The 657-nt window shown below is 36.2% G+C and carries 1 protein-coding gene; it reads left to right on the plus strand.

All coding sequences use genetic code 11. The features are described 5' to 3' along the window. The first annotated feature begins 32 nt into the window (after window positions 1–32). Window positions 33–641 (plus strand): methyltransferase, encoded by a 609-nt coding sequence (locus V7083_RS08860; RefSeq protein ID WP_335477154.1) that lies wholly within the window; start codon window positions 33–35, stop codon window positions 639–641. Window positions 642–657: the final 16 nt, after the last annotated feature.

The raw sequence follows: 657 nt of genomic DNA on the forward strand, positions 1-657 counted from the left end.
AAAATTGAATGACATTTTATAGGAGTCGTATCGTGAAGGAATATTATTATGATAAATTGTTAAATATCAAAACCGGGGAAGAGCAGCAGGGATTTCACAAATCGTTTCATTACCATCGCTATGAGCCGACACCATATGCTGCTTTAGAGGAACTGTTTAAGCATTATGTTCTAAACAGTACTGATCGGGTAGTTGATTTTGGCTGTGGAAAAGGGCGGTTAAATTTTTACCTCCATCATTATTTTCATACTCATGTGTTAGGAATTGAGATGGATGAGACCTTCTATCGAGATGCGATGGAAAATAGAAATAGTTACTTACGCAAAACAAAGAATCAGCAGGATAAGGTCCAGTTTTGTTGCTGCTTGGCGGAGGAATACGAGATTCATCCGCAGGACAATCGCTTTTACTTCTTTAACCCATTTTCCGTTCAGGTCTTTAGAAGGATTATTAATAATATATTACTGTCTGTGGAAAAAATAGAACGGGAAGTAGACTTGATTTTATATTATCCATCTGAGGACTATATCTATTTTTTAGAGAACCACACCGCCTTTAACCTAGTGTTGGAAGTGCAGGTGCCATATGTATATCAACACAATCAAAATGAAAGGTTTTTAATTTACAGGTTCCCGAGTTAAAAAAGGTGAAAAAAAG

It is taken from the genome of Bacillus sp. JJ1764, assembly GCF_036962145.1.
Lineage (GTDB): Bacteria > Bacillota > Bacilli > Bacillales > Cytobacillaceae > Neobacillus.